Below are 22,040 nucleotides of genomic sequence, written 5' to 3' on the forward strand. Positions count from 1 at the left end.
CGTCAAGGACAGATTACAGTTGCGTCAGCTTTTGCAGCATCTGATCGGAGGTCGATACCGCTTTGCTGTTGATCTCGTAAGCGCGCTGAGTCTGGATCATGTTGACCAGCTCCTCCGCCACGTTGACGTTGGAGGTTTCCACGTAGCCCTGATACAGCAGACCGGCGCCGTTCAGCCCCGGCGTGCTCTCGTTCGGCGCGCCCGAGCTTTCGGTTTCCTGATACAGATTCTCGCCCACGCTCTCCAGACCGCTGTCGTTGACAAAGGTCGTCAGCGTCAGTTGGCCCACCTGCTGGGCGGCGGTTTGCCCCTGCTGGGTGACGCTGACGATGCCGTCGCGGCCGACGGTGATGGACAGCGCGTTCGCCGGAATGGTGATCGCCGGCTGCACCTGGAAACCGCTGGAGGTGACCAACTGGCCGTTCTGATCGATCTGGAACGACCCGTCGCGGGTGTAGGCCTGGGTGCCATCCGGCAGCATCACCTGGAAGAAACCCTGTCCCTTGATGGCGACGTCTTTGCTGTTGTTGGTCTGCGACAGGTTGCCCTGGCTGTGCAGACGCTCGGTCGCCACCGGACGCACGCCGGTGCCGATCTGCAGACCGGAAGGCAGCGTAGTCTGCTCGGAGGACTGCGCGCCCGGCTGACGCATGGTCTGGTACAGCAGATCTTCAAATACCGCACGCTGGCGCTTGAAGCCGTTAGTGCTGACGTTCGCCAGGTTGTTGGCGATCACGTCCATGTTGGTCTGCTGCGCGTCCAGACCGGTTTTGGCAATCCATAAGGATGGAATCATCGGTTATTTCCTTGCTGCTTAGCTCACTGAGAGCAGTGAGTTGGCACGCTGTTCGTTTTCATCCACGCTGTGGATGACCTTCATTTGCATTTCAAAACGGCGGGCGTTGGCGATCATGTCGACCATGGTCTCCATCGGCTTGACGTTGCTGCCTTCCAGCACCCCGGGCATCACCCGCACCTGCGGATCGTTTTGCAACTGATTGCCGCGCTGCTGTTGGGTTTCCGGCGTCAGGCGGAACAGCCCGTCGTCACCGCGCATCACTTCGCGTGCATCGGCCTTCACCAGCTTCAGGCGGCCGATCTGCGCGATGGTGTTCGGCGGATCGCCGGCGTTCAGCGCCGAAATGGTGCCGTCGGCCGCGATGGTGATCTCCGCCGACGGCGGCACCTCGATTGGGCCGCCGTCGCCCATCACCGGCATCCCCTGCACCGTCAACTGCCCGGTGGAGGAAATCTGAATGTTGCCGTTGCGGGTATAGGCCTCACCGCCGCCCGGCAGGCTCACCGCCAGGAAACCGTCCTGCTGCAGCGCCACGTCCAACGGGCGCGCCGTGTAGTTCAGCCCCCCCTGGCTCATGTCGGCGCCCGGCGTCGACGCGGTTACCAATGTGCGGGTCGCCAGGCTCGGCCCGTCGACCGGCACCGCGCGCAATGCGGCGAGCTGGGCGCGAAAGCCCGGCGTCGACGCATTGGCCAGGTTGTTGGCGGTAATGGACTGCTGTTCCAGCGTTTGGCGCGCCGCGCCCATCGCGGTATAAATCGCGTGATCCATAACTCGGCCCTATTAGCGCAGGCTAACCAGCGTCTGCAGGATGGAGTCCTGCGTCTTGATGGTCTGGGCGTTGGACTGGTAGTTACGCTGTGCGACGATCATGTTCACCAGCTCCTGGCTCAGATCGACGTTGGAAGACTCCAGCGCGCCGCTGGTCAGCTTACCGAAGCCGCCGCCGCCCGACAGACCGACGCGCGGCTGACCGGACGCGCCGGTTTCCTGCCACACGTTATCGCCCTGCGACGCCAGCCCTTCCGGGTTGGAGAAGTTGGCCATGACGATCTGGCCCAGCACTTGAGTCTGCTGGTTGGAATAGATGCCCACCACTGTGCCGTCGTTGTTGATCTGGAAGTTGGTGTATTCACCGGCGGCATAGCCGTCCTGCGCCACTTTGCTCACCGAGTCGCTGCCCACGTTCTGCTGCATGCTGCCGGCGAAGCTCAGGGTGAAGTTTTGCGCCGGCGCGCCGTCTTTGGCGGCCATCGGGATCACCATGCTGAACTCGCCCGGCGCGCCGTTGGTGCTGGTGGTTTTGACCAGGTTGCCGCTGGTGCTGAACTCCATGGTGCCGGCATCCACCGGAGCCGCGCTGCCGTCCTGGGTGTAGACCTGCCACTTGTTGTCTTCGGTCTTCACAAAGTAGGCGTTGATGTTGTGCGCGTTGCCCAGTGAGTCGTAGGCGGTGATGGTGTTGACGTAGTTGTAGCTGTCCTGTTTGGTCGGATCGAAGGTCTTGTTCTCCGGCACTTTATGGGTGGACTTCAGGTTGGCTACCATCTCGCCGGAGGTGGACGCCTTGGCGTTCATCATGCCTTCAGGAATGCTCAGCGGCACCGGGTTGGCGCCCTGCTGGATGGTCGGCGGAGAGCCGGCCGCCGGGTAGCCGGTCAGCTGCAGACCCTGCATGTTGGTCAGGTTGCGGTTCTCGTCCAGCTTGAACTGGCCGTTGCGGGTATAGAAGATGCCGCCATCTTTATCCTGCATGCGGAAAAAGCCGTTGCCGTTGATGGCCACATCCAGCGCGCGGCTGGTGCCGGTGGTGGTGCCGCCCTTGAAGTTCTGGGTGATGCCGGACACTTTGACGCCCAGCCCGACCTGCGAACCGGCGAACATGTCGGCGAAGGAGACGCTGCCGGATTTGAAGCCCGCAGTCGCGGAGTTGGCGATGTTGTTACCGATCACGTCCAGGTTGGTTGCTGCCGCGTTCAAGCCGCTGACTGCCTGAGAAAAGGCCATGTTATTCTCCGAATAGTGGTCAGGCTATCGTCCGATTGAGCCTGATGCTTGGGGTTATAAGATCTGTCGCACGTCTTCCAGGGTGGCGTTGCCCGCCAGGCCGAGATCCAGCTTGGCACCGTTGCCGTCGCGGATCACGCCGTTCACCAGCCCGAAGTGCAGGCTGCGCGCCACCAGTTGCTCGCCGTTGCCTTTGGCGTTAATCGCCACTTTGTAGGCGCCGTCGGGCGCGGTGGAGCCGTCATCCAGCGAGCCGTCCCAGGTGAAGGCGTGCACGCCGGCGGTCAGGCCGCCGATTTCAATGGTGCGCACCACCTGCCCGCTGGCGTTGGTGATGGTGGCGGTCACCTGATCGGCGGCGCGCTCCAGTTCCACGCCGAACGGCGTGGTGCTGACCTTGCCATCCTTGCTGCCGACCAGAATGTTGTTGCCTGGCACCATCACGCCGTGACCGATCAGCGCGGTGGCTTGCAGCGACTGGTTGCTGTTGATCTGGCCGGAGATCGACCCCAGCGTGGTGTTAAGCTTTTCGATACCCTGAACGGTGTTGATCTGCGCCAGCTGCGACGTCAGCTCGTTGTTCTGCATCGGATTGGTCGGATCCTGGTTTTTCAACTGCGCCACCAGCAGCGTCAGGAAGCTGTTGTGCAGATCCTGGCTGTTGGTATTTTTGCTGTTGTTACCGATGACGGTGTTATCCAACGACTCGTTGGTGGTTGCGGCAATAGCCATGGGAAGCTCCGGTTACTGACCCAGCGTCAGGGTCTTCATCATCATCGACTTGGTGGTGTTGAGCACCTCGACGTTGGCCTGGTAGCTGCGGGAAGCGGAGATGGTGTTGACCATTTCCCCTACCACGTCGACATTCGGCATGCGCACATACCCCTTGGCGTCCGCCAGCGGGTTGCCCGGCTGATACACCAGACGCTCGGGCGCCGGATCGTCCACCACCTGGGCGACGCGCACGCCGCCGGTCGGTTGCCCCGGCGCCGCCGCGACCTGGAACACCACCTGCTTGGCGCGGTAAGGTTCGCCGTCCGGGCCGGTCACGCTGTCGGCATTGGCCATGTTGCTGGCGCTGACGTTCATGCGCTGGGATTGCGCCGATAACGCCGAGCCGGAGATATCAAAAATATTCAGTAAAGACATGCGCCTTATCCTTGTTGCAGCACGGACATCATCCCTTTGATCTGCCCATTGAGCAGCGTCAGGTCGGTCTGATATTTCAGGCTGTTATCGGCAAAGTTGGTGCGTTCGCGATCCATGTCCACCGTGTTGCCGTCCATCGACGGCTGGTCCGGCACTCGGAACAGCAGATCGAGCTGTGGCGGCTGCAGGGTCTGCGCCGGGATGTGGCGCGCCGCCGTCAGGTTGAGCGCCATGCCGTTGCCGCTGACGCGCCCCTGCTCCAGCACCTTGTTCAATTGGCTGGCGAAATCGATATCCCGCGCCTGATAACCCGGCGTGTCTGCGTTGGCGATGTTGGCGGCCAGAATTTCCTGCCGCTGGGCGCGCAAGTTCAGCGCCTCTTGGCCAAAGCGCAGAGCCGCGTCCAGTTTGTCGAGCATGCTCCCTCCGCGAGGTTAGAATTTGGAGTCGACAGCATAAACGCCCCCTGCGCCACCCTATCGCGGGAATAAACGCAAAATGGGGCGCTATTTATCTGCTTAGCCTGCGCGCGCTGCGGGTACACTTACGCGTATCCCGATGAAGCTTGAGAAGATGACGATGAAAGGTAAAATGCTGCTGCTTATCGGCCTGCTGTGCAGTCTGAACGCGCGCGCCGACGATCTGGCGACGCAAATCGAAAGCTTCATCCAGGGCAAGTTCAGCGGTGAACCGGTACAGGTAAAAGTGCGGGTGCGCACGCCGCCGAACCAATGGCCCGCTTGCGAACTGCCGCAGCTGTCGCTGCCGCCCAACGCGCGGATCGGCGGCAACGTCAGCATTTCGGCGCGCTGTGGCCAGGAGCGGCGTTTTATCCAGACGCAGGTGCAGGTGTTCGGCCGCTATCTCGTTTCGGCGCGCGGCATCAGCGCCGGCAGCCGGTTGACGGCGGCGGATCTGGCGTTGAAAGCAGGCCGGCTCGATACCCTGCCGCCGCGCGCGCTGACCGAAGCGGGCAAAGCGTTGGGCGCCGTCAGCCTGCGCAACATCAGCCCCGGTCAGCCGCTGACCCTCGCCATGCTGCGCCGCGCCTGGATTATCAAGGCAGGGCAACCGGTGCAGGTCAACGCACAGGGCGAAGGATTCAGCATCAGCGGTGCGGGCAAGGCGATGAACAACGCCGCCGCCGAAGACAGCGTGCGGGTGCGCATGGCCTCCGGGCAGATCGTCAGCGGCGTGGTCGGGGACGACGGCGCGATCCGCATTACGTTATAAAAAAGTAAAGGTTCCGCAAACCTTGCCGATAAGACAAATCAAGCAGCATTTTATTGGCCACCAGGGCCGCAAAACTTTCATTGCAGCGTCGTCGCCCGCGAGCGGTCACGGCGTAAACGGAGATGGACCATGAGTATCGATCGCACCCAGCGGTTACAGCCGGTTTCCACTGTGCAACCGCGAGAAACCCCGGCCGACAACCCGCTCCAATCGCGCAAGGCCGCCGTGGCGGAAACCGCCGTCAGCGGCACGCAGGTCAAACTGAGCGAGGCGCAGGCGCGCCTGATGCAGCCGGGCACCCAGGATATCGATATGGGTCGGGTCGAGGCCATCAAGCAGGCGATCCGCAACGGCGAACTGAAGATGGACGCCGGCAAAATCGCCGATGCGCTGCTGCAAGACGCGCAGAGCGATGTTCAATGGATCGCCGGACGCGACTGACAGCGCGCGGCGAGTAGCGGTAAAGGATAAGTCATTACTATGGAAAACCTGGCACAACTGCTGGACAAACTGTTGGAAACGCTGCAGGCGCTCAACGGCGTGCTGGAGGAAGAGCACGACTTGCTGTGCTCCGGCCAGTTGCCGGGCGTGGCCTTGCAGCGCGTCACCGATGCCAAAAGCCAACTGCTGGCGACGGTCGCTTACCTCGAGCAACAGCGCCTGGGGCAGGAAAAAACCTGCGGGCAACGCGCCCCCTATGCCAGCCAAGCGCCCCTGGCCGATCGTTGGCAGCGCGTTCAGTTGCTGAGCCAAACGCTGCGCGAAAAGAACCAGCACAACGGTCTGCTGCTCAATCAGCAGATCGACCATAACGCGCAGGCGCTGGCCATCCTCAGCAAAAACAACAAATCGCTGTATGGCCCAGATGGCCAGTCGCACGCCGGCAGTCTGCTCGGCAGAAAAATCGGCGTCTGACCTGACTCATTTCGCCCGGTGAGCCTATCACCGGGCGCGCGTTAACCGGCTTCAGCGCATCCCCTCGCATTTTCTCCCTATCACTCTTTGAATTCACTTAAGACTTTGCGCCAGGCTGCGCATGGCGTGAATTTGGCTGTTTCTTTCCCTTTGGCCGCTTGTCACCCTGTGGTTATTTTTAAACCACTTGAAATATACCCTTAACGGGTATAGATTCGCAGGGAGAGCGAATGGTCGACATTTATCTCACCAAAACCTTTCAGGGTTTTGCCGCACGCGAGCGCATCAGTGATGCCACGATAGTGAAAGCGGCGCGAGAGATGCAACATCAGCTGTACGACGCCAATCTTGGCGGTTGCGTATACAAAAAGCGCATCGCTCGGGCTGGTGCGGGCAAACGTGGCGGCTATCGGGTACTGATCGTTTTTCGCGATGAAGAACGCCTGTTTTTTATGCGCGGCTTTGCCAAAAGTGAGAGAGAAAACATCAGTACGGATGAGTTACAGGGATTGAAACATCTGGCTGCGCTGTATCTGGATTATTCGCCATTCAGACTCTACCAGCTGGTCAACAACAGGGAGTTACGGAGGCTAAGCGATGAGTAAAATTCTTGCCGAGATCCACCAGGAAGTTCAGGGGCTGCACCGCACCGGTTTCGTCGACGACGTGACCATGCGCACCTTCGACATGCTGTGCCTGCGGCCGGTGAAGCAGTTCGGGGCGGCCGAGATCCGCGCGCTGCGCGAACGGGAAAACGTCAGTCAGCCGGTATTTGCGCTGTATCTCAACGTCAGCAAAAAAGCGGTGCAGAAATGGGAGCGCGGCGAAGCGCAACCGAACTCCGCCGCGATGAAACTGCTGACGCTGGTGGAACGCAACGGCCTGCAAATTCTGGCCTGATGTTACTGATAATTGACGATCACCTGATTGCCAATCACCCGCAGCGGCGGGTTCAACCCGCCTTGCGACTGCACGTAATAGATAAAGCGCAATTCCGCATTGGCCGGCTCGCCCTGCAGACCGTCACTGCTGCCGCTGCCGCCGCCCAGTGGAATGCAGCGGTTCACCGTACACAGCTGCGCCTGCAGCCCCACTGGCTCCGGCCCCAGCAAACGGTAGTGCCAGCTAACGCGGGTGATGCGCGCATGGGCATCCGGCAGCGCGTTCGGCGGCCGCAAAGCGGCGGATTCATCACGCATGCCGCCCTGTTCCAGCGTCACGCCCGCCCCTTCGGCCACCCAGGAGCCGGACACCGCATAGGCGGCGAGCGGCGCCAGCAAACAAAATACGAACAAACAGCGTTTCATCAGGCGGCTCCAATGGTCGAGGTCATGCGAATCTGGCGATCGTCGTTAATCTCCAGGTTGGACAGCACCACGAGCTGCGGCAGGCTGCGACGCAGGAAGCGCGCCAGTAAAGGACGCAGCGCATGGTTAACCAACAGCACCGGCGGCGCGCTGAGCATCTCTTGCCGCTGCAGCGCCTGGCGCGCCTGATCCAGCAAGCGATCGGCCAGCCCCGGCTCCAGGCCGCCGCCGCCCTGCAACGCCTGCAACAACAAGCGCTCCAGCTGGGTATCCAGCCCGATAACCTGAATCTCGCCGTTGCCCGGGAACCACTGCTGCGTGATCGCCCGGCCCAGCGCCACCCGCACCACGGTCGTCAGCTCATAAGGATCGCTCTGCGCCGGGGCATGTTCCGCCAGCGTTTCGACGATGGTGCGCATATCGCGGATAGAGACGCGTTCGGCCAGCAGGTTTTGCAGCACCTTGTGCAACGTCGTCAGCGACACCACGCCCGGCACGAAGTCTTCGGTCAGTTTAGGCATCTCCTGCGACACGCGATCCAGCAACTGCTGGGTCTCCTGGCGGCCGAACAGCTCGCTGGCAAACTGGCCGATCAGGTGATTGAGGTGTGTCGCCACCACGGTGCTGGCTTCCACCACGGTAAAGCCCTGGATCTGCGCCTGCTCGCGCAAGGCGCTGTCGATCCACACCGCCTCGAGCCCAAAGGCCGGATCGACGGTTTTGTCTCCCGCCAGCTCCCCAACGGCATTGCCGGGGTTGATCGCCAGCCAACGGCCCGGCTGCGCTTCACCGCTGCCGATCTCGACGCCTTTCATCAGGATGCGGTAGCTGGCTGGCGGCAGTTCCAGGTTGTCGCGAATGTGCACCACCGGCGGCAGATACCCCATGTCCTGGGCAAATTTCTTGCGGATCCCGCGGATACGCCCAAGCAGCTCGCCGTTCTGTTGAAAGTCGACCATCGGAATCAACCGGTAGCCCACTTCCATCCCCAGCGGATCTTCCAACTGCACGTCGGCCCAGCTGGCCTCGGCGGCCTGCGGATTCTCCGGCATCACCGGATCTTCCACCGTTTTCGGCGCCTGTTGTTCACGGCCGCGCAGCCACCAGGCGAGGCCCAGCAGAGCCGCGGTAAACAGCAGGAACACCAGGTTCGGCATGCCCGGCACCAGGCCCAGCAGGCCCAGCACCCCGGCGCTCAGCAGCATCACGCGCGGATTGTTGAACAGCTGGCCCACCATCTGCTCGCCGACATCCTGATCGGTCGCGACGCGGGTGACGATAACGCCGGCGGCGGTGGAGATCACCAACGCCGGGATCTGCGCCACCAGGCCGTCACCGATGGTCAGCAGCGTATAGCTTTCCGCCGCCGCCCCCAGTTCCATGCCGTGTTGCACCACGCCGACCAACAGGCCGCCAACCACGTTCAGCACCATGATCATCAGGCCGGCGATGGCGTCGCCGCGCACGAATTTACTGGCGCCGTCCATCGAGCCGTAGAAGTCGGCCTCCTGGGTCACTTCGGCGCGGCGTTTCTTCGCTTCGTCTTCACCGATCAGGCCGGCGTTCAGATCGGCGTCGATCGCCATCTGTTTACCCGGCATGCCGTCCAGGACGAAACGCGCGCCCACTTCGGCGATACGCCCCGCCCCCTTGGTGATCACCATGAAGTTGATTAACACCAGGATGATGAACACCACGATGCCGATGGCGAAGTTGCCGCCCACCAGGAAGTGGCCGAAGGCTTCCACCACGCGGCCGGCGGCGGCGGAACCGGTATGTCCCTCCAGCAAGATGATGCGCGTCGACGCGACGTTGAGCGACAAACGCAGCAACGTGGAGAACAGCAGGATGGTCGGGAAAGCGGCGAATTCGAGCGTGCGCTGGGTGAACATCGCCACCAGCAGCACCATGATCGACAGCGCAATGTTGAAGGTAAACAGCAGGTCGAGGATAAACGCCGGCAACGGCAACACCATCATCGACAGAATCAGCAGGATCAGCACCGGGCCGGCCAGCACCTGCCACTGCGTATCTTTAAAATTGCCCGGCAAACGAAGCAGGGAGGCCAAATTAGCCATCAGAGTCACTCTCTCTTGCAAAATCCAGTGCTTCCGGCACCGGTAAACGTTCAGGTTTTTTCGGGATCAGGCCGCCCTCGCGCCGCCAGCGGCGCAGTTGGTATACCCAGGCCAACACTTCGGCGACCGCGGCATACAGGGTGGCCGGAATATGCTGGCCGATCTCGCTGTGCCGATACAGCGCACGCGCCAGCGGCGGCGCTTCCAGCATCGGGATGCGGTGCTCCGCACCGAGCTCGCGAATGCGCAGCGCGATTTCACCGGCCCCTTTGGCCAGCACTTTCGGCGCACTCATTTTTTTGTCGTTGTACTGCAACGCGACGGCGTAGTGCGTCGGGTTGGTGACGATCACGTCCGCCTTGGGCACATCGGCCATCATGCGGCGCCGGGCGATCGCCCGCTGCTGCTGACGAATGCGCCCCTTGACGTGCGGGTCCCCTTCCTGGTCTTTGAATTCGTCGCGAATATCCTGCTTGGTCATCTTCAGCTTTTTGAAGTGGCTCCACAGCTGGTAGAACACGTCAAACGCCACCATCGGCGTCAGCCCCAGCACCACCAGAAAACCGCAGAACAGGATCATCTGCAGCGCATTGCCCAGCGCATCGAGCGGCTGCTGAGTCATCAGATGCAGCATCGCCGCCCAGTTGTGCCACAGATAAAGACCGGTGACCCAACCGACCAACGTCGCTTTCAGGATCCCTTTCAGCAGCTCGGCCAACACCTGGCTGGAAAAAATGCGCTTCAACCCGGACAGGGGGTTTAGCCGCTTCATGTCGAATTTAATCGACTTGCCGCTGAACAGAATGCCCCCCAACAGCATTGGCGCGGCGAGCGCCACCAGCACCAATCCCGCCATGATCGGCAGCAGCGCCAGCACCGCCTGTCGCAACAGCATGCCGAGCTGGCGAAGCATCTGCTTGTCGTTACTGACCATGCCGTGGTCAAAGTTCAGACCTTGCGTGAGCATCGCCGCCAGCTGTTGCGCCATGTTGCTGCCGGACATCAGGATAATCGCCAGGCCGGAGAGCAGCATCAGCACCGAGGTCAGCTCGCGGGAGCGCGGGATCTGGCCGTCTTCACGCGCCTTCTCCAGCCTGTGGGGCGTGGGGGCCTCGCTTTTTTCCAGATCGCTGTCTTCAGCCACGAAACGCCGTTCCTGTATCGGGAGGGTAAAGAATGGCGGTCAGCATGCCAAAAAATTGGCGATGTCATTGGCGGAACAACGGGGAAAAAGGCGGGTTATTTAGGGGATGAGACGAAAACTGCGTGGCTTGTTGTCGGGGCGCGCCGTCGCGCGCCCCGAAAAGCCTCAGAAACCGAGGCTGTCGAGCAGATCGTCGACCTGCGCCTGGTTGGCGATCACGCCGACGCCGTTCTGGTCGAGCTGCGGGCCGTTCAGCAGGCTGTCGTTCGGCCGTTTTTCCTTCACCGGCTGCTCCGGCATGTTTTCCATCAGCACCATCAGCAGCTGCTTTTCGATCTCCTGCACCACGTCCATCATGCGCTTGATCACCTGACCGGTCAGATCCTGGAAGTCCTGCGCCATCATGATTTCCAGCAACTGGGCGTTGGTAAAGGCCGTATGGCCCGGCACCTGATCCAGATACTGACGCGTGTCGTTGACCAGAGAACGCGCGTCGTCCAGTTCGATGGGATTGGCGAACCACTCGTCCCAGCGCCCTTTCAACGCGTTGGCGCCGGATTCCAGCTCCGCCTGGCGCGGTTGCGCCGCCTCCACGCAGTTCAACGCCCGTTCCGCCGCCTGCGCCGTCATGGTTACGACATAGTCAAGACGGTCGCGCGCATCCGGGATCGCCTCTGCCGCCTGGGCGATCGCCTGATCGAGCCCCAGTTCGCGCATGCTGTCGCGCAGCATTCGGGTCAGTTGGCCGATGCGGGATATGATCTCTCCCGCGGTCGCTGCATCGCTGGCAGGCATTGGAATGTCTCTCATCGCCCTCTCCTTACATGCCCAATTTTTCAAAAATCTTGTTGAGCTTTTCTTCCAGCGTCGCCGCCGTAAATGGTTTCACTACATAACCGCTGGCGCCGGCCTGCGCCGCCGCGATGATATTTTCTTTCTTGGCTTCCGCCGTCACCATCAGTACCGGCATCGCGGCCAGCGCGCTGTCGGCGCGGATGGTTTGCAACAGCTCGAGTCCGTCCATGTTCGGCATGTTCCAATCGGACACCACGAAGTCGAAACCGCCGGCGCGCAGCTTGTTCAGCGCATCCGCGCCGTCTTCAGCCTCTTCGACATTGTTGAAGCCCAACTCTTTGAGCAGATTTCTGACGATGCGGCGCATGGTGGAGAAGTCGTCCACAACCAGAAATCTGAGGTTTTTGTCTGCCATTGTTACTCCTGAAATAGTTAACCGTTTAATGATGCAACACCGCAGGCCGCCGCGCGGCGAACCTGGGTCATATCGCCGCCGGGTAGGCCCTGCGGACTAAAATCAAATGCGCAATGCCTGGCCGCCGGCGATCTGCGCCAGCATGCGCTGGCTCATTCTGTCCAGCTCGACCACTTCGCTGACGCCGCCGCTGGCGATCGCCTCGCGCGGCATGCCGAACACCACGCAGCTCGCCTCGTTCTGCGCCAGGGTATAAGCCCCGGCGCGGTGCATCTCCAGCATCCCCGCCGCCCCGTCGTTGCCCATGCCGGTGAGGATCACCCCCACCGCATTGCGGCCGGCGTATTGCGCCACCGAGCGGAACAGCACGTCGACCGACGGGCGATGGCGGTTGACCGCCGGGCCGTCATGCAGCTTCACCTGATAGTTGGCGCCGCTGCGCGTCAGCTCCAGGTGGCGATCCCCCGGTGCGATGTAGGCGTGGCCCGGCAGCACGCGCTCGCCGTCCTCCGCTTCTTTCACCGTGATCTGGCACAGCTTGTTCAGCCGCTCGGCGAACGAACGGGTGAATCCCGGCGGCATGTGTTGAGTGATCAGCAGCGCCGGGCTGGTGGCCGGCAGCGGCTGCAGCACCTGGCGAATCGCTTCGGTGCCGCCGGTGGAAGCGCCGATGGCGATCAGTTTTTCACTGCTCAACAGCGGCGCATGGCTGAGGATCGCCGGCGCCGGGCTGCTGGAGCGCTGCGGCAGGCGCGCTCTGGCGGCGGTGCGGATCTTCTCGGCAATCAGCTCGCTGTAGGCCAACATGCCCTCGCGAATGCCGAGCTGCGGTTTGGTGACGAAGTCCACCGCGCCCAGCTCCAGCGCGCGCAGCGTGATTTCAGAGCCTTTTCCGGTCAGCGAAGAGACCATCACCACCGGCATCGGCCGCAGGCGCATCAGCTTCTCGAGGAAATCCAGCCCGTCCATGCGCGGCATCTCGACGTCCAGCGTCAGCACCTGAGGATTAAATTTTTTGATCAGATCGCGCGCCACCAGCGGATCCGGCGCGGTCGCCACCATTTCCATGTCGGCATGGCCGTTCACGATTTCCGTCATCAGCTGGCGCATCAGTGCCGAATCGTCTACGCATAACACTCTGATTTTACTCATTACCTCTCCTTGGTCAGCCCATACACGGTCTGCCCACGCAAGTAGAAATCCCGGCTGATCTGGCTGAAATTCTCGGAGTGGCCGGCGAACATCAGCCCCCCCGGCTTAAGCAAGGGAACGAAGCGGCGCAGGATGCGCTCCTGCGTCGCCTTATCGAAATAGATCATGACGTTGCGGCAAAAAATGGCGTCGAATTGCCCCGGCAGCGCCCACTCCGGCGCCAGCAGATTCAGCGGCTGAAAGTTCACTCGCGCCGCCAACTCCGGCCGCACGCGCACCAACCCCTGATGCGGCCCGGTGCCGCGCAGAAAATAGCGCTGCATTTGGGTCGGCGTCAGGGTGCGCAGATCTTCCTGGCGGTAAACGCCCGCCTCCGCTTTTTCCAGCACCTGCGTATCGATGTCGCTGGCCCAGACCTGGCAACTGCCGGCCCGCTGACCCAATGCATCGCTCAGCGTGATGGCGATCGAATACGGCTCTTCGCCGGTCGAGGCCGCGGTGCTCCAGACGCTGTAGCCGTTCGGCCGCGAGCGCGCATGTTCCGCCAGGATCGGGAAGTGATGCGCCTCGCGGAAAAAGGCCGTCAGGTTGGTGGTCAGCGCGTTGATGAACGCCTGCCATTCCGCGCTGTTAGGATCGCTTTCCAGCAGCGCCAGGTAGTCGCCGAAATCGTGCAATCCCAACAGCCGCAGCCGGCGCACCAGGCGGTTGTAAACCATCTCGCGCTTATGCTCCGCCAGCACGATGCCGGCGCGTTGATAAATCAACTGGCTGATACGGCGAAAATGCACGTCCGACAGCGGCAGACGCTGCACCATTTGCGTCAACATCGACGCTGTATCCCGGTTAGAAGTTGACGGCGCCTGTTTCATGCCGCCTCACCGGAGAAAAACGTGCTGCTTATGCGGTTTAACAATCTTGGGCTTCCTTTACCACGGGTGAAACTGCGTTGCTGCTGTTACCTGACGCGACGAAGTTATCGTCCGCCAGACGGAATACCGCGACTGCGTCGGCCAGGGTAATGGCCTGCTCTTCCAGCGCGGTGGCGGCAGAAGCGGATTCTTCCACCAGCGCGGCGTTCTGCTGGGTGACCTGATCCATCTGGGTCACCGCCTGCGTCACCTGCTCGATGCCGCGGCTCTGTTCATCCGATGCCGAGGCGATCTCGCCCATGATGTCGGTTACGCGCGTCACCGAACGCACGATGTCCTGCATGGTGGCGCCGGAATTTTCCACCAGCACCGAGCCGTGTTTGACGCGGCTGACCGATTCGTCGATCAGCACCTTGATCTCTTTCGCCGCCTGCGCGCTGCGGCTCGCCAGGTTGCGCACCTCGCCGGCGACCACGGCGAAACCCCGCCCCTGTTCGCCGGCGCGCGCCGCTTCCACCGCCGCATTGAGCGCCAGAATGTTGGTCTGGAAGGCGATGCCGTCGATCACGCTGGTGATGGCGCCGATTTTCTGCGAACTGTTGGCGATATCGTGCATGGTGGTGACCACGTCCCCGGCCAGTTCGCCGCCCTTGGCCGCGGTGGCCGAAGCGTCGCGCGCCAGCTGAGAGGCCTGCCGCGCATTGTCGGCGTTCTGTTTCACCGTCGCGGTCAGCTGTTCCATGCTGGCGGCGGTTTCTTCCAGCGAAGCGGCCTGCTGCTCGGTGCGGGAAGAGAGATCGTTATTGCCTTCGGCGATCTCCTGCAGGCCGATCAGAATCGACTCCGCACCGTCGCGCACCGCGCCGACGGTGCCGATCAGCGACTGCTGCGTGCGTTGCAGGCTGGCGAACAACATGCTGATTTCATTGCGGCCATACACTTGAATCGGCGTCGCCAAATCGCCGGCGGCGATGCGTTCAAAGTGGCTGCGGATTTGGTTCAGCGGCTGTACCAACATGGTGCGCAACCACCACATGGCGCTGCCGGTCACCACGATCAGCATCAAGACCGCCCCCGCCAGCATCAGGCCCGCCAGCGTGAAGGAGAATTGGTTGGCGTCTCGAGCCTCGCTGATGTCGCCGTTGACCAACTGCAAATACTGCACGAAGTCAGCCTCAAACAGGTCCTGGGTTTTCTGCGTCGGCTGATCCATAAACGCCTGCAGCTCGCCCTTTTCCAGGAAACCGATCAGTTCACGCAGCGCGCCGCGCAGCCGCTCGTAGCTGGCCTTGGTGGTGGCCGTCTGCTGGTTCTGCTGTTCACTGCTGCGTTCAACCGCCATGAACTGATTGAAATAGAGGTCGGCCTTCTGCAGCGAACTGCGGGCGCTGCTCATCAATTCGTTCACCTGCTCCTGCGGCAGTTTCAGCGCCGCGCGGGTGCCGGCGCGGTTCAGCGTATTGCGGGCCTGCAACAGCGACACCCAGCTCAGGCTGAGCGAATCGCGCTGCTGGCTGCCGAGGGTGATGATGTCGAGGTTGTGGTTATCGGAGCGAAACGCGGAATACGACAGGCCGCTGCTGGCCAACTGCAGAACGCAGAAGGTCATCAACAACAGGAACAAGCTGGTAGAGATACGGATTCGGTTAAACACTGTGAACCTCCTTGCAGCCGGCCGGCGACCGGCCTACGTAGGGAAAAGGGCCTCTGCGAGAGAGGCCCGATACCGGTCAGAACGTTTCCCAGTTATCCTGCAGATCGCTGGCGTTCATTTTCTTATGATTGATTACCGGTGTTACCGGCGCCTTGCTGGTGACAGGCGCCTTAAACTCTTCCTGGCCTTCCGACCTCAAGCGGAATACCGCTACAGACTGGGTCAGCATGCTGGCCTGTTCTTCCAGCGCCGCCGCCGCCGAGGCGGATTCTTCCACCAACGAGGCGTTCTGCTGGGTGACGCGGTCCATTTCCGCTACCGCCTGGCCAACCTGATCGATGCCGCGGCTCTGCTCGTCCGAAGCCGAGGCGATTTCGCCCATGATGTCGGTCACGCGGGTGACGGCGTTGACGATGTCGCCCATGGTTTCCCCGGCGCTTTCCACCAGCACGGAGCCCATATCGACGCGGCTGACCGAGTCTTCGATCAAGCCTTTGATCTCTTTCGCCGCCTGCGCGCTGCGCTGCGCCAGGTTGCGCACTTCACCGGCCACCACCGCGAAGCCGCGGCCCTGTTCGCCGGCGCGCGCCGCTTCCACTGCGGCGTTCAACGCCAGGATGTTGGTCTGGAAGGCGATGCCGTCGATCACGCCGGTAATATCGGCGATCTTCTGCGAACTGCCGGCGATGTCGTGCATGGTCTGCACCACGTTGGCCACCACCTTACCGCCTTTCTGCGCGGTTTCGGAGGCGCTCAGCGCCAGCTGTGAAGCCTGACGGGCGTTTTCGGCGTTCTGTTTCACCGTCGCGGTCAGCTGTTCCATGCTGGCGGCGGTCTCTTCCAGCGACGCGGCCTGCTGCTCGGTGCGGGAGGAGAGATCGTTGTTGCCCGCGGCGATTTCTGACGCGCCGCTGTAGATGGCGTCCGCGCCCTGACGCACGCCGCTGACGGTTTCGATCAGTTCGCTTTGCATGTGTTTCAGGCTGGCCGCCAACACGCCCATTTCGTTGCGGCTGTTGACGACGATCTGCTGAGTCAGGTCGCCGGCGGCGATCTGTTTGATGTGGTCGATCATGCGGTTCAGCGGGCGCACCAGGATGTGATGGATACCGGTCCAGACCAGTACGATCACCGCCAGCACCACCACCAGCACCACGATCAGCGTCCAAATGGCCGAGTTGTAGGAGCTGTTGCTGCCGTCGACCGCGATTTGGTACAGCTTGCCGTTTTGCTCCAGATAAACGTTGTAGCTCTGCTCAAAGTTGTCCTGGTAACTCTGCGTAGGCTGATCGAAGAAAGCGTTGATTTTGCCTTCGCCCAGCAGTTGGATCAGCTCGGAGAGCGCACCGTACAGCACATCGTACTGCTGCTTGAGGCGTTCCGCCGACTGAGGATCCTGGCGCGGGTCCTGAGGAATTTTCTCGTACGCGGCGTAGTGTCTTTCCGCTTCACCCAGCTCTTCCTTCGCTTTGGCCAGCAGTTCATCAATGGTGGCGCCGCTGCCGATCTTGTTGGTATCCATCATGTAGCGAATACCGGCGCGGTTCAGGGAGTTACGCGCCTGCAGCAGGTCAACGCGGCTTTCACTCAGCTGCAGCTGCTGCTGGCGGATCGTTTGCAGGACGGTAAAGTTTTCCTTATCGCTTTTCAGCGAGGAGAAAAAGAGTCCGCCCGAAATCAACTGCAAGGCGCCAAACAGCACCAACACCAGCAACAGGCTGGTGACCACCTTCATACGATTTAACATGATTTCCCTTGTTGAAGCCCGCGCAGACAGGCTCTGATGACGTTGAATGTGAGAGTTATCGGCGTCGTGCGGCAAAACTTTATGCGGGAAAGTAACTATTTTTAGTGGGGGTTCCGGGCGCGGCTGAGGCCATCGCGACAGATCAGGGAAAGTGAAGGTTAAAGGGGGCGGCGCCCCGCCCCTTGAGTCTGAAATCAGACGCTTTTCGCCACGCTGTCGACCAGCGACATCTCTTCGCTGCTCAGCAGCTTTTCGATATCCACCAGGATCAGCATGCGCTCGCCCAGCGAACCGAGGCCGGTGAGGTATTCGGTCGCCAGCGTCACCGCGAACTCCGGCGCCGGACGGATCTGTTCGGCGGTGAGCGACAGCACGTCGGAGACGCCATCAACCACGATGCCCACCACGCGCTGGCCAAAGTTCAACACGATCACCACGGTGTTCTCATCGTAGGAAACACTCTGCTGCGAAAACTTCACCCGCAGATCGATGATGGGAACAATCACGCCGCGCAGGTTGGTGACGCCCTTGATGAACGCCGGGGTGTTGGCGATGCGGGTCACCTGATCGTAGCCGCGAATTTCCTGCACCTTGAGGATATCGATGCCATACTCCTCGTTGCCCAGGGTAAAAATCAGAAACTCTTGCCCTACCGTTTCGCCAGCCAATTTGCTGACGGCTGCCAATCCTGCCATATCATTCACCTTTTAAATCAATAAACTCATTATTATGCGGCGGCGTCCGTCAGACGCTTTTCACGGTTCAAGGTTTGCAACGCCGAGACATCAACGATCAAGGCCACGCTGCCGTCGCCCAGAATGGTCGCGGCGGAGATGCCCGGCACTTTGCGGTAGTTGCTTTCCAGATTCTTCACCACCACCTGATGCTGGCCAATCAGTTGATCTACCAGCAACGCATAGCGGCGGCCGGCGCTTTGCAGGATCACCACGATGCCCTGCGTGGCGTCGGTTTTGGCGCCGTCCACTTCGAATACCCGATACAGCTCCACCAGCGGCAGGTATTCGCCGCGCACCTGCAGCACGCGTTCGCCCCCGGCCAACGGATGCAGATCTTCCGCCTGCGGCTGCAGCGATTCCATCACCGCGTTCAGCGGCAGGATAAAGACTTCGTCGTTCACCTTGACCGACATGCCGTCGAGAATCGCCAGCGTCAGCGGCAACAGGATGCGGATGGTGGTGCCTTTACCGGCCTGCGAACGGATCTCGACGTGGCCCCCCATCTCCTGAATATTCCTTTTCACCACGTCCATGCCGACGCCGCGGCCGGAAACGTCGGTCACCTGTTCGGCGGTGGAGAAGCCCGGCGCAAAGATCAGCATGCCGACCTCTTCGTCGCTCATGCTGTCGCTGACCGCCAGCCCTTGCGAAGCCGCCTTGGCGAGAATTTTTTCGCGGTTCAGGCCGGCGCCGTCGTCGATGACCTCAATACAGATGTTGCCGCCCTGGTGTTCGGCCGACAGCACCAGATTGCCCACCGCCGACTTGCCGGCGGCGATGCGGGTGGCCGGCTCTTCGATGCCGTGATCGAGGCTGTTGCGCACCAGGTGCGTCAACGGATCGATAATGCGTTCGATCAGGCTCTTGTCCAGTTCGGTGGAGCTGCCCTGCAGCGTCAGTTCCACCTGTTTGTTCAGCTTGCCGGCCAGATCGCGCACCAGGCGCGGGTAGCGGCTGAAGACATATTCCATCGGCATCATGCGGATCGACATCACCGACTCCTGCAGATCGCGCGCGTTACGCTCCAGCTGGCTCATGCTGTTCAGCAGATCGCCGTGGTTCACCGGATCGAGCGTGCCGGAGCGTTGCGCCAGCATCGACTGGGTGATCACCAACTCGCCCACCAGGTTGATCAGCTGATCCACCTTTTCCACCGCCACGCGAATGCTGGTGGACTCGCTCGCCTTGGCGCGCGCTTTTGGCGCTTCGGCCGCTGCCGCGGCCGGTTTGGCGGCAGGCGGCGCGGCGTTCGCGACCGCCGCAGGCGCAGGCTCCGGCACGGCGACCGCTTCCGGTAAGCCCGCTTCTGCGATGGCCGGTTCGCTCTGAGGCGGCGTCGAGAAGCTGATTTGTTCCGGTTCCAGCACGAAGCACAGCACGGCGCTGATGTCATCTTCGCTGGCGGAGGTGAGCAACGTCACGTCCAGACTGTGTTCCGTCTGATGCGGGTCTTTAACCTCGCCGAGGTTGCCCAGCTCTTCCAACATCAAGGGGATTTCACTGGCTTTCAGCCCGTTCAGGCTGATGCGCATGCCGCCCTCGATCGCCGCCGGCGCGGCCGATGGCTTAACGACAGACTGCTGAACGGCCGGTTGAGCCGCAGGCGCCTCCTGCTGCTGTTGCGCTTCCAACGCCAGCTGGCGCAGCGCCTGACAAATGTATTCAAAGCTTTCAGCGTCAGGCTGTTGCGAGGTTTTATAGGCGTCCAGTTGCTCCTGCATAATGTCTTTGGTTTCCAGAAACAGGTTGATAATCTCGGTGCTCAGGCTCATTTCCTGGCGTCTTGCACCGTCCAGCAGGTTCTCCAGCAGGTGGGTGGTTTCCTGCAGCACCGAAAAACCAAAGGTCGCCGCGCCGCCCTTGATCGAATGCGCCGCGCGGAAGATGGCGTTCAACGGCTCGATATCGGGGGCCAGCGGATCCAGCTCCAGCAGGTGTTGCTCCATGTCGGCCAGCAACTCGTCTGCCTCATCAAAGAAGGTCTGATAAAAATCGCTAATGTCCATGCTCACGGGGTCACCTCTGGCTGTGAGTCGCGGTTAGTCGGTGCGGGTGCGGAAGCCGGTTGTTCCGGCGCCTGATCGGCCGGTGCTATCGCCGGGGATGCCTGCGGTGGAGCGCTTGGCGTTGGCGCCACCGGTTCCGGGGCTGTCGCCGAGGGTTCCGGCGTTTGGCTGGCCGGCGCGGTCGCCGACGGCGCCAGCTGCTTCAGACTGTCCGGTTGGGCGATATCCAGCGCGTTGCTTTCGGCATTTTCGTGCTCGATGCCCTCTTGCGTTTGCTTGTTCAGCACCAACACGGTGATGCGTCGGTTAATCGCGTCATCGGCGCCATGCTGTTTCAGGCTCATGGTGGCCGCCATGCCCACCACCCGCAGCACCTTGCCTTCCGCCAGGCCGCCGGCGATCAGCTCACGTCGGGAGGCGTTGGCGCGATCGGCCGACAATTCCCAGTTGCTGTAGCCGCGCTCGCCGGTGGCGTAAGGGATATCATCGGTGTGGCCGGACAGGCTGATCTTGTTCGGCAAGTCGTTGAGGATCGGCGCTATCGCCCGCAGAATATCGCGCATGTAGCTCTCGACCTGCGCGCTGCCGGTTTTGAACATCGGCCGGTTTTGGCTATCGATAATCTGAATACGCAACCCCTCGTCCATCATGTTAATCAGCAGATGCGGGCGCAGCGCCTTCAGGCGCGGATCGGACTCAATCAACTCATCCAGCTTTTCGCGCAGCTTGTTCAGGCGCAGCTCTTCGGCGCGCGCGTCCGGCGAATCGACCTGTTTTCTCACCAGGCCGTGCTGCTGCGTGGGATCGTCGCCGCCGCCAGGGATTGGGCTGCTCTCGGAGCTGCTCTTGTCGCCGCTGGTCAGGGCGACCTTGAGCGGCGTACGGAAATATTCGGCGATTTGCGTCAGCTCCTGCGGGCTGGCGATCGCCAGCAGCCACATCACCAGGAAGAACGCCATCATCGCCGTCATAAAGTCGGCATAAGCGATCTTCCAGGAGCCGCCGTGATGAGCGGCATGATGCGATTTGCGCTTTCTGACCAGAACGACCGGATGATTCTGTTTCATGCTTCTTCTTCTTCCGTCGCCTGCTGCGCCGGCGCTTTCACGCGGCGCACGTGTTCTTCCAGCTCAACGAAAGAAGGACGTTCGGTGGTATACAGCGTTTTGCGGCCAAACTCGACTGCGATCTGCGGCGCGTAACCGTTCAGACTCGACAACAGCGTGACCTTGATGCATTGCATCATCTTGACGTTTTCGGCGCTCTTCTGGCGCAGCAACGTCGCCAGCGGCGAGATGAAGCCGTAGGCCAACAAAATGCCGAGGAAAGTACCGACCATGGCGTTAGCGATCAGCGCGCCCAGTTCAGCGGCCGGACGGTCAGCCGAAGCCAGGGCGTGCACCACCCCCATCACCGCCGCGACGATGCCGAACGCCGGCAAGGAGTCGCCCACCATCGCCAGACTGCCGGCGGGCACTTCGCTTTCCTGCTCGTAGGTTTCGATCTCTTCGTCCATCAGCGCTTCGATCTCGAACGCATTCATATTGCCGCTCACCATCAGCCGTAAATAGTCGGTAATGAACTCCACCAGGGTGTTATCGGCAAGGATGCGCGGATAATTAGAGAAAATTTCACTTTCTTGCGGATTATCGATATCGAACTCGAGCGACAGCATGCCCTGCTGACGCGATTTGGCCAGCAGACGGAACAGCAACGCCATCAGATCCATATACAGATCTTTGTTGTATTTGGAACGGCGCATCAGGCGCGGCAGGGCGCGCAGCGTGGCTTTGATCGCTTTGCCGTTGTTGCCGACGATGAAAGCGCCGACCCCCGCCCCGCCGATAATCAGAAACTCCGCCGGCTGATATAGCGCACCGAGATGACCGCCCACGATCAGGTAGCCGCCAAACACCGCGCCCAATACCACGAGATAACCCAAAATAACTAGCACACGCATTCCTTAAATTAACAATGTGGATGGAAGGTGGGGCAAACGCGCCCTGGCGCGACAGACCAGGCTGCATGTC

24 protein-coding genes are annotated in these 22,040 nt (G+C 61.4%); 5 read left to right on the forward strand and 19 right to left on the reverse strand.

Annotation, left to right across the window (positions count from 1 at the left end):
- Window positions 1-13 precede the first annotated feature (13 nt).
- Genes flgG through flgB form a run of 6 tightly spaced genes read right to left on the reverse strand, consistent with a single transcriptional unit; the run spans window position 14 to window position 4,374 of the window.
- Window positions 14-796 carry a flagellar basal-body rod protein FlgG gene (flgG, locus tag ACP39K_RS03590; protein WP_004934819.1) on the reverse strand — a complete coding sequence of 261 codons (783 nt, stop codon included), beginning with the start codon at window positions 794-796 and terminating at the stop codon, window positions 14-16.
- An 18-nt stretch (window positions 797-814) separates the two neighbouring features.
- Entirely contained in the window at window positions 815-1,570 is a 756-nt protein-coding gene (locus ACP39K_RS03595; RefSeq protein WP_448175123.1) for a flagellar basal body rod protein FlgF, read from the reverse strand.
- A gap of 12 nt (window positions 1,571-1,582) precedes the next feature.
- A complete protein-coding gene (gene flgE / locus ACP39K_RS03600) occupies window positions 1,583-2,806 on the reverse strand; it encodes a flagellar hook protein FlgE (protein ID WP_016927298.1) in 1,224 nt (407 codons plus the stop codon).
- Between the two features lie 54 nt (window positions 2,807-2,860).
- Window positions 2,861-3,538, reverse strand: coding sequence for a flagellar hook assembly protein FlgD (gene flgD, locus ACP39K_RS03605; protein ID WP_016927297.1), 678 nt, complete (start codon window positions 3,536-3,538; stop codon window positions 2,861-2,863).
- Window positions 3,539-3,550: 12 nt separating this feature from the next.
- Entirely contained in the window at window positions 3,551-3,955 is a 405-nt protein-coding gene (gene flgC, locus ACP39K_RS03610; RefSeq protein ID WP_004934826.1) for a flagellar basal body rod protein FlgC, read from the reverse strand.
- A gap of 5 nt (window positions 3,956-3,960) precedes the next feature.
- Complete coding sequence (gene flgB, locus ACP39K_RS03615; protein WP_015378256.1) at window positions 3,961-4,374, reverse strand: flagellar basal body rod protein FlgB; 414 nt, start codon at window positions 4,372-4,374, stop codon at window positions 3,961-3,963.
- Window positions 4,375-4,534: 160 nt separating this feature from the next.
- Here flgB and flgA point away from each other — a divergent pair, with 160 nt between their 5' ends.
- The 5 genes from flgA (at window position 4,535) to ACP39K_RS03640 (ending at window position 7,003) form a co-directional block, all read left to right on the forward strand.
- Window positions 4,535-5,188, forward strand: a complete 654-nt coding sequence (gene flgA / locus ACP39K_RS03620) for a flagellar basal body P-ring formation chaperone FlgA (protein WP_048795391.1) — start codon at window positions 4,535-4,537, stop codon at window positions 5,186-5,188.
- A 129-nt stretch (window positions 5,189-5,317) separates the two neighbouring features.
- Window positions 5,318-5,629 (forward strand): flagellar biosynthesis anti-sigma factor FlgM, encoded by a 312-nt coding sequence (gene flgM, locus ACP39K_RS03625; RefSeq protein WP_016927295.1) that lies wholly within the window; start codon window positions 5,318-5,320, stop codon window positions 5,627-5,629.
- 39 nt (window positions 5,630-5,668) lie between these two features.
- Window positions 5,669-6,103 (forward strand): flagella synthesis protein FlgN, encoded by a 435-nt coding sequence (locus ACP39K_RS03630; RefSeq protein WP_016927294.1) that lies wholly within the window; start codon window positions 5,669-5,671, stop codon window positions 6,101-6,103.
- 230 nt (window positions 6,104-6,333) lie between these two features.
- The gene (locus ACP39K_RS03635; RefSeq protein ID WP_033640023.1) at window positions 6,334-6,708 is read left to right on the forward strand and encodes a type II toxin-antitoxin system RelE/ParE family toxin; all 375 of its coding nucleotides are present in this window, start codon (window positions 6,334-6,336) and stop codon (window positions 6,706-6,708) included.
- The gene (locus ACP39K_RS03640; protein ID WP_212562495.1) at window positions 6,701-7,003 is read left to right on the forward strand and encodes a helix-turn-helix domain-containing protein; all 303 of its coding nucleotides are present in this window, start codon (window positions 6,701-6,703) and stop codon (window positions 7,001-7,003) included. Before ACP39K_RS03635 ends, ACP39K_RS03640 begins: the two co-directional genes overlap by 8 nt.
- Window positions 7,004-7,005: 2 nt before the next feature.
- Here the strand turns inward: ACP39K_RS03640 and ACP39K_RS03645 are convergent, their stop codons facing one another.
- The 13 genes from ACP39K_RS03645 to motA form a co-directional block, all read right to left on the reverse strand.
- Window positions 7,006-7,410 carry a flagellar protein FlhE gene (locus ACP39K_RS03645; RefSeq protein WP_243810301.1) on the reverse strand — a complete coding sequence of 135 codons (405 nt, stop codon included), beginning with the start codon at window positions 7,408-7,410 and terminating at the stop codon, window positions 7,006-7,008.
- Entirely contained in the window at window positions 7,410-9,488 is a 2,079-nt protein-coding gene (gene flhA / locus ACP39K_RS03650) for a flagellar biosynthesis protein FlhA (RefSeq protein WP_016927291.1), read from the reverse strand. The genes ACP39K_RS03645 and flhA overlap by 1 nt, the downstream gene beginning before the upstream one ends.
- Window positions 9,481-10,632 (reverse strand): flagellar biosynthesis protein FlhB, encoded by a 1,152-nt coding sequence (gene flhB, locus ACP39K_RS03655; RefSeq protein WP_033640021.1) that lies wholly within the window; start codon window positions 10,630-10,632, stop codon window positions 9,481-9,483. The genes flhA and flhB overlap by 8 nt, the downstream gene beginning before the upstream one ends.
- 165 nt (window positions 10,633-10,797) lie before the next feature.
- Window positions 10,798-11,442: a protein phosphatase CheZ gene (gene cheZ / locus ACP39K_RS03660; RefSeq protein WP_004934858.1), complete on the reverse strand. Its 645-nt coding sequence runs from the start codon at window positions 11,440-11,442 to the stop codon at window positions 10,798-10,800.
- Between the two features lie 10 nt (window positions 11,443-11,452).
- The gene (cheY, locus tag ACP39K_RS03665; protein WP_004934862.1) at window positions 11,453-11,842 is read right to left on the reverse strand and encodes a chemotaxis response regulator CheY; all 390 of its coding nucleotides are present in this window, start codon (window positions 11,840-11,842) and stop codon (window positions 11,453-11,455) included.
- Window positions 11,843-11,944: 102 nt separating this feature from the next.
- A complete protein-coding gene (locus tag ACP39K_RS03670) occupies window positions 11,945-12,994 on the reverse strand; it encodes a protein-glutamate methylesterase/protein-glutamine glutaminase (RefSeq protein ID WP_015378262.1) in 1,050 nt (349 codons plus the stop codon).
- Window positions 12,994-13,866: a protein-glutamate O-methyltransferase CheR gene (gene cheR / locus ACP39K_RS03675; protein ID WP_025159837.1), complete on the reverse strand. Its 873-nt coding sequence runs from the start codon at window positions 13,864-13,866 to the stop codon at window positions 12,994-12,996. The genes ACP39K_RS03670 and cheR overlap by 1 nt, the downstream gene beginning before the upstream one ends.
- 37 nt (window positions 13,867-13,903) lie before the next feature.
- The gene (locus ACP39K_RS03680) at window positions 13,904-15,520 is read right to left on the reverse strand and encodes a methyl-accepting chemotaxis protein (protein WP_033640017.1); all 1,617 of its coding nucleotides are present in this window, start codon (window positions 15,518-15,520) and stop codon (window positions 13,904-13,906) included.
- A 76-nt stretch (window positions 15,521-15,596) separates the two neighbouring features.
- On the reverse strand, window positions 15,597-17,267 hold the full coding sequence (locus ACP39K_RS03685) for a methyl-accepting chemotaxis protein (protein ID WP_004934873.1): 1,671 nt from the start codon (window positions 17,265-17,267) through the stop codon (window positions 15,597-15,599).
- Between the two features lie 194 nt (window positions 17,268-17,461).
- Window positions 17,462-17,962, reverse strand: coding sequence for a chemotaxis protein CheW (gene cheW, locus ACP39K_RS03690; RefSeq protein WP_025303271.1), 501 nt, complete (start codon window positions 17,960-17,962; stop codon window positions 17,462-17,464).
- Between the two features lie 32 nt (window positions 17,963-17,994).
- A complete protein-coding gene (gene cheA / locus ACP39K_RS03695; RefSeq protein WP_497008300.1) occupies window positions 17,995-20,016 on the reverse strand; it encodes a chemotaxis protein CheA in 2,022 nt (673 codons plus the stop codon).
- Window positions 20,013-21,077 carry a flagellar motor protein MotB gene (gene motB, locus ACP39K_RS03700; protein ID WP_016927283.1) on the reverse strand — a complete coding sequence of 355 codons (1,065 nt, stop codon included), beginning with the start codon at window positions 21,075-21,077 and terminating at the stop codon, window positions 20,013-20,015. Before motB ends, cheA begins: the two co-directional genes overlap by 4 nt.
- Window positions 21,074-21,964 (reverse strand): flagellar motor stator protein MotA, encoded by an 891-nt coding sequence (motA, locus tag ACP39K_RS03705; protein WP_015378266.1) that lies wholly within the window; start codon window positions 21,962-21,964, stop codon window positions 21,074-21,076. Before motA ends, motB begins: the two co-directional genes overlap by 4 nt.
- Window positions 21,965-22,040 lie beyond the last annotated feature (76 nt).

Source organism: Serratia sp. EC4, from assembly GCF_059652115.1.

What these genes read in the sequence shown, in the direction of transcription:
- flgG (WP_004934819.1), bottom strand. Translation starts at nt 796, where the DNA reads ATGATTCCATCCTTATGGATTGCCAAAACCGGTCTGGACGCGCAGCAG.
- ACP39K_RS03595 (WP_448175123.1), bottom strand. Translation starts at nt 1,570, where the DNA reads ATGGATCACGCGATTTATACCGCGATGGGCGCGGCGCGCCAAACGCTG.
- flgE (WP_016927298.1), bottom strand. Translation starts at nt 2,806, where the DNA reads ATGGCCTTTTCTCAGGCAGTCAGCGGCTTGAACGCGGCAGCAACCAAC.
- flgD (WP_016927297.1), bottom strand. Translation starts at nt 3,538, where the DNA reads ATGGCTATTGCCGCAACCACCAACGAGTCGTTGGATAACACCGTCATC.
- flgC (WP_004934826.1), bottom strand. Translation starts at nt 3,955, where the DNA reads ATGTCTTTACTGAATATTTTTGATATCTCCGGCTCGGCGTTATCGGCG.
- flgB (WP_015378256.1), bottom strand. Translation starts at nt 4,374, where the DNA reads ATGCTCGACAAACTGGACGCGGCTCTGCGCTTTGGCCAAGAGGCGCTG.
- flgA (WP_048795391.1), top strand. Translation starts at nt 4,535, where the DNA reads ATGAAAGGTAAAATGCTGCTGCTTATCGGCCTGCTGTGCAGTCTGAAC.
- flgM (WP_016927295.1), top strand. Translation starts at nt 5,318, where the DNA reads ATGAGTATCGATCGCACCCAGCGGTTACAGCCGGTTTCCACTGTGCAA.
- ACP39K_RS03630 (WP_016927294.1), top strand. Translation starts at nt 5,669, where the DNA reads ATGGAAAACCTGGCACAACTGCTGGACAAACTGTTGGAAACGCTGCAG.
- ACP39K_RS03635 (WP_033640023.1), top strand. Translation starts at nt 6,334, where the DNA reads ATGGTCGACATTTATCTCACCAAAACCTTTCAGGGTTTTGCCGCACGC.
- ACP39K_RS03640 (WP_212562495.1), top strand. Translation starts at nt 6,701, where the DNA reads ATGAGTAAAATTCTTGCCGAGATCCACCAGGAAGTTCAGGGGCTGCAC.
- ACP39K_RS03645 (WP_243810301.1), bottom strand. Translation starts at nt 7,410, where the DNA reads ATGAAACGCTGTTTGTTCGTATTTTGTTTGCTGGCGCCGCTCGCCGCC.
- flhA (WP_016927291.1), bottom strand. Translation starts at nt 9,488, where the DNA reads ATGGCTAATTTGGCCTCCCTGCTTCGTTTGCCGGGCAATTTTAAAGAT.
- cheZ (WP_004934858.1), bottom strand. Translation starts at nt 11,442, where the DNA reads ATGAGAGACATTCCAATGCCTGCCAGCGATGCAGCGACCGCGGGAGAG.
- cheY (WP_004934862.1), bottom strand. Translation starts at nt 11,842, where the DNA reads ATGGCAGACAAAAACCTCAGATTTCTGGTTGTGGACGACTTCTCCACC.
- ACP39K_RS03670 (WP_015378262.1), bottom strand. Translation starts at nt 12,994, where the DNA reads ATGAGTAAAATCAGAGTGTTATGCGTAGACGATTCGGCACTGATGCGC.
- cheR (WP_025159837.1), bottom strand. Translation starts at nt 13,866, where the DNA reads ATGAAACAGGCGCCGTCAACTTCTAACCGGGATACAGCGTCGATGTTG.
- ACP39K_RS03685 (WP_004934873.1), bottom strand. Translation starts at nt 17,267, where the DNA reads ATGTTAAATCGTATGAAGGTGGTCACCAGCCTGTTGCTGGTGTTGGTG.
- cheW (WP_025303271.1), bottom strand. Translation starts at nt 17,962, where the DNA reads ATGGCAGGATTGGCAGCCGTCAGCAAATTGGCTGGCGAAACGGTAGGG.
- motB (WP_016927283.1), bottom strand. Translation starts at nt 21,077, where the DNA reads ATGAAACAGAATCATCCGGTCGTTCTGGTCAGAAAGCGCAAATCGCAT.